Genomic DNA, 3,811 nt, shown 5'->3' on the forward strand with positions numbered 1-3,811 from the left:
GCAGTGGCGGGTGCGCGGGTACCGGTTACGCGTACTCGATCGCCAAGATCACCACGCAGACCTACGCCACCGTGTGCTCGTTCTCGCCGATCCCGGCGGGTTGGGTCGTCTCCGGCTCCGTCAGCACCAGCGGCTGCGCCGGCAGCGGCATCGCCTACAACATCCGCAAGGTCTGACCTTCCGCCGTCGAGGTCCTGTTCAGAGGTGACCGCCCGCGCCGCGCGGGTGCTGCCGGTCCGTTCCGCCCCGCCGGATGACACCCGGCGGGGCGGAACGCCGAGAAGGGGGAGTGCGGCGCGCCTGGTACGTGCGGGCGCGGAAATGCGGGCGACAGGGGCCCGTGGCGCGAGGTAGAAAGGCCGCGTCCTCCGGAAGGGACCGGGGGCGGGAGCGTCGGAGGACGAATGCGGGCTGCGCGGTGAAGTTGAGGACCACGATCCACCGGGTCAGGACGGGGCGGGGGGAGTACCGGGTGGTGTCCGCCGTCCCGCGGGAGGGCCGGGCCGCGCTGTACGAGAGCCAGTTCTCGATGCAGTTGTACGCCGACCGCGCGGGGGCCGGGGTCCTGGCCACGGCCTGGGCGCTGGCCGCACGCTCGCGGCGCTCGCTGGTCCACCTGCCGCTCCGGGCCTGGGCCCGTGGACCGGTCGGAATGTCGGACTGGGTGCACAACGGGCTCGGGCTGGACCTCGTCCTGTTCCAGCACGGTGTGGGCCTGCCGCCCTCACGGTGGAAGGAGGTTCGGGCCCGGCTGGGCGCGGGGGCGCCGCACACCGTGGACATCCCGGATACGGACTTCCCGGCGGAGGACGGGATCGACTACGCGCGCCACCGCCACGCCGAGTGGCGGGACGGGCTGCATTTCGCCATCGCGGCGCGGACGTTGTTCGTCTCGGGGACCGCCGAGGCGTTCCGCTGGTCGGGATCGCTGGTCAGGTCGCTCGGTACTGAGGGGCCTGCGGCGGCGGCCGGGTACTCGGGGGGCGTTCACTACTGCGTCGAGCTGGACCACGAGCCCGGTCAGAGCCGTGGGAAGGGCTTCTGGACGCAGGCGAAGACGGACCCTGGGATGCTTCACATCGAGTACGCCCCCGGCTGGCGGGCGGCCTGACGGGAGGGCACGACGGCTCCGCCCCGGTCGTGCCGGGCGGAGCCGTCGGGGAGCGGTTGTCAGACGGTGCCGAACTCGCCGGCCCGGACGGCGTCGACGAAGGTGGCGAAGGCGTCGGCCGAGAAGATGAGCGCGGGGCCTTGGGGGTCTTTGGAGTCGCGCACGGGAACGGTACCGGGGAAGCTCGCGGAGACCTCTACGCACTGACCGCCGTTGTCGGAGTGCGACGATGTGAACCAGGATGCGCCGGACAGCTCGGGGTTCATGGGGCTAGCTCCTTTCGAGCCTTCTGGTTGGAGGCCAGGTCAGACGCTGCCGAACTCGCCGTCCTGGACGGCGGCGACGAAGGAGTGCCACGCGCCGGCAGGGAAGACGAGCGCGGGGCCCTGGGGGCCCTTGGAGTCGCGGACCGGGACGGCGCCGGAGAATCCTGCGGCGACTTCAACGCAGTTCCCGCCGTTCTGGCTGTGGCTGGACTTGACCCAGACGGCGCCGGTCAGGTCTACGGGGATGGTGCTGCTCATGGTCGGAGGTCCTTCCGGGCTGCGCGGATCGCTTCCAGGGAGGCCACATCCGAGCTGGCTCCCACCTGGAGCCGATCGTAGTCCCTGGCCCACATCGTGACCGTTGTGGATTCCCTGGTGAGAAAGCCGCGTTCCTGAGACTCGGTGTACCCGAGCATGCTGCGGTCGGCCATGGTCAGCAGAACCAGCGGCAATGCCAGGTTGGCCACGGCCTGGGTGTCGGGAGGGCGCGTGGGCTCCGCCCCGGTCGTGCCGGGCGGAGCGGTTGTCAGGCGGTGCCGAACTCGCCGGCCCGGACGGCGTCGACGAAGGCCGTGAAGGCGTCGGCCGAGAAGATGAGCGCGGGGCCTTGGGGGTCTTTGGAGTCGCGCACGGGAACGGTACCGGGGAAGCTCGCGGAGACCTCTACGCACTGACCGCCGTTGTTGGAGTGCGACGATGTGAACCAGGATGCGTTGGACAGCTCGGGGTTCATGGGGCTAGCTCCTTTCGAGCCTTCTGGATCAGTGCCAGGGAAGCCGACTTTGGCAGGGCCTCCACCACCAGCTGATCGTACTCTCTCTCCCACGCCGTGACCGTTTCGCGAGCTCGTTCGAGGTAGCCGCGTGCATGTGATTCGGCGTAGCCCACAGCGGATCCGTCCGGAAGGTCCAACAGGGTCACTGGCATTGTGAAAGGAAGGTTCTCCCCCAGGGTGAAAGGAGCCACCTGGATGGTGATATTCGGCCGGGAAGCCAGCTCGCCAATGCGGTCGAGCTGACTGAGCATGACGGTCCGTCCGCCGATCGGTCGCACCAGACAGTCTTCGTCCAGGACCACGTGGATCACCGGTGGGTTCTTCCGTTCCAATACCCGCTGACGGGCCGCCACGAACTCGACCCGCTGCTCTGCCTCGGACTGCGTGATCGCACCGCGCTGGACTGCGGCGAACGCCAGCGCTTCGGCGTACTCCGGCACCTGGAACAGTCCCGTGACGATGGTCAGTGCGAACTCTCGAAGGCGGCGGCACTTCGCCTCGGCATCGGCGAACTCGGGGAAGCCCTCCAGCAGGCTCGCCTTGGAGTGGCGGCACCACAACTCGTAGAAGGTGCCACCGGTTTCGAACACCTCGTCGGCCTTAACCGCGAATTTAGAGGTTACCGCCTTCTTCGCTCGTTCTACGTACGAGACCATGGCGTTGGAATAGCCCATTCGCCGCCCCAACTCGGTCTGCGACCAGCGCACGGCCCGCCGTGACCTGCGCAGTTCTATGCCGAAGCGGATGAGTGGAGTTGAGGTCGCGTCAAGGTCGGTGTGGTTCATGAGCGTTGCCACCAGATAACCCGTCGGAACGGTCAAGGTTAGACCCTGGCCATCGTAGGCGCAGCCGGGCCACGATGGCTACACCCCGTGAGAGATCCGGGACCCTGTGCAACCAATGGAGCCCCCATGCCCAGTTGCCCCCGCATGCCCGTGTACACCCCCGTCGTCGGGGAGGTGGTCCGTGACTTCGGGTGCCGTGTCCCCGCCGGTGGGGTGCTCGAAGGCGTCTACATGGACACCCTCGGCGGCCTCGCCTACCTCCGCCGCGAGGGCGGCGGCTGCGAGTGGACCACCAGGCCCGAACTCGTCCGACCCCTGCCCGAACCCCGCTACCTCAGCGTCCAGCAGCCCAGCAGGCCGCGCGCCGACGACCCGGCGTGAACCGGGCCCCCGCGCTCGTCGCCACCGCACTCGGCGTCCCCGCCCTCAGCACCCTCACCGCCGCCCTCGTCTGCCGGCCGATCCACGACGGACCGCTCGGACCCCGCCTCCTGATCTTCGGCCTCGTCCTCGCCACCGGCATCAGCGCCGGCCTGCCCGCCTGCTTCACCTGGCTCTCACCCGACACCCACCACGACCCCGACCCCGGTCCCGATTCCGACCCCACCCCCTGAACCCCCACGGTCGGGCCCACCGCCCCCGGCGCGGGCCTGACCGGAACCGCCGTCAACTCCCCACCGAGGAGACCCCCGTGCTCAACAACCTCCCCACGATCCTGACCCACCCGCCCCGCCGCCGCCTCGGCCACCAGGCCCTCATCCTCAACCGCGACGGCGCGGTCCTCCTCGTCGCCACCACCTACCGCTCCGGCCTCATGCTCCCCGGCGGCAGCGCCGAAGCCGACGAACTCCCCCACCTCGCCGCCCGCCGCCAC

9 protein-coding genes are annotated in these 3,811 nt (G+C 69.7%); 4 read left to right on the forward strand and 5 right to left on the reverse strand.

The features are described 5' to 3' along the window. The first annotated feature begins 475 nt into the window (after positions 1-475). Positions 476-1,111 (forward strand): hypothetical protein, encoded by a 636-nt coding sequence (locus ABZY91_RS05510; protein WP_355399910.1) that lies wholly within the window; start codon positions 476-478, stop codon positions 1,109-1,111. A 59-nt stretch (positions 1,112-1,170) separates the two neighbouring features. On the opposite strand, the gene ABZY91_RS05515 is transcribed toward ABZY91_RS05510, so the two are convergent. The 5 genes from ABZY91_RS05515 to ABZY91_RS05535 are packed head-to-tail and all read right to left on the reverse strand — an operon-like array spanning position 1,171 to position 2,973. Next, positions 1,171-1,377 (reverse strand): DUF397 domain-containing protein, encoded by a 207-nt coding sequence (locus ABZY91_RS05515; protein ID WP_355399912.1) that lies wholly within the window; start codon positions 1,375-1,377, stop codon positions 1,171-1,173. Positions 1,378-1,416: 39 nt separating this feature from the next. Continuing rightward, the gene (locus ABZY91_RS05520; RefSeq protein WP_355399914.1) at positions 1,417-1,635 is read right to left on the reverse strand and encodes a DUF397 domain-containing protein; all 219 of its coding nucleotides are present in this window, start codon (positions 1,633-1,635) and stop codon (positions 1,417-1,419) included. Then, complete coding sequence (locus tag ABZY91_RS05525; RefSeq protein ID WP_355399916.1) at positions 1,632-1,844, reverse strand: hypothetical protein; 213 nt, start codon at positions 1,842-1,844, stop codon at positions 1,632-1,634. The genes ABZY91_RS05520 and ABZY91_RS05525 overlap by 4 nt, the downstream gene beginning before the upstream one ends. Before the next feature lie 59 nt (positions 1,845-1,903). After that, the gene (locus ABZY91_RS05530) at positions 1,904-2,110 is read right to left on the reverse strand and encodes a DUF397 domain-containing protein (RefSeq protein ID WP_355399918.1); all 207 of its coding nucleotides are present in this window, start codon (positions 2,108-2,110) and stop codon (positions 1,904-1,906) included. Next, a complete protein-coding gene (locus ABZY91_RS05535; RefSeq protein WP_355399919.1) occupies positions 2,107-2,973 on the reverse strand; it encodes a helix-turn-helix transcriptional regulator in 867 nt (288 codons plus the stop codon). Before ABZY91_RS05535 ends, ABZY91_RS05530 begins: the two co-directional genes overlap by 4 nt. A gap of 90 nt (positions 2,974-3,063) precedes the next feature. On the opposite strand from ABZY91_RS05535, the gene ABZY91_RS05540 reads away from it, so the two are divergent. The 3 genes from ABZY91_RS05540 to ABZY91_RS05550 form a co-directional block, all read left to right on the forward strand. Next, on the forward strand, positions 3,064-3,318 hold the full coding sequence (locus ABZY91_RS05540; protein ID WP_355399921.1) for a hypothetical protein: 255 nt from the start codon (positions 3,064-3,066) through the stop codon (positions 3,316-3,318). Then, positions 3,315-3,551, forward strand: a complete 237-nt coding sequence (locus ABZY91_RS05545) for a hypothetical protein (protein WP_355399923.1) — start codon at positions 3,315-3,317, stop codon at positions 3,549-3,551. Before ABZY91_RS05540 ends, ABZY91_RS05545 begins: the two co-directional genes overlap by 4 nt. Positions 3,552-3,628: 77 nt before the next feature. Further along, the coding region (locus tag ABZY91_RS05550; RefSeq protein ID WP_355399925.1) for an NUDIX hydrolase at positions 3,629-3,811 on the forward strand (183 nt) is incomplete at its 3' end.

Source organism: Kitasatospora sp. NPDC002965, from assembly GCF_040611255.1.
Classification (GTDB): domain Bacteria; phylum Actinomycetota; class Actinomycetes; order Streptomycetales; family Streptomycetaceae; genus Kitasatospora.

What these genes read in the sequence shown, in the direction of transcription:
- ABZY91_RS05515 (WP_355399912.1), bottom strand. Translation starts at nt 1,377, where the DNA reads ATGAACCCCGAGCTGTCCGGCGCATCCTGGTTCACATCGTCGCACTCC.
- ABZY91_RS05520 (WP_355399914.1), bottom strand. Translation starts at nt 1,635, where the DNA reads ATGAGCAGCACCATCCCCGTAGACCTGACCGGCGCCGTCTGGGTCAAG.
- ABZY91_RS05530 (WP_355399918.1), bottom strand. Translation starts at nt 2,110, where the DNA reads ATGAACCCCGAGCTGTCCAACGCATCCTGGTTCACATCGTCGCACTCC.
- ABZY91_RS05540 (WP_355399921.1), top strand. Translation starts at nt 3,064, where the DNA reads ATGCCCAGTTGCCCCCGCATGCCCGTGTACACCCCCGTCGTCGGGGAG.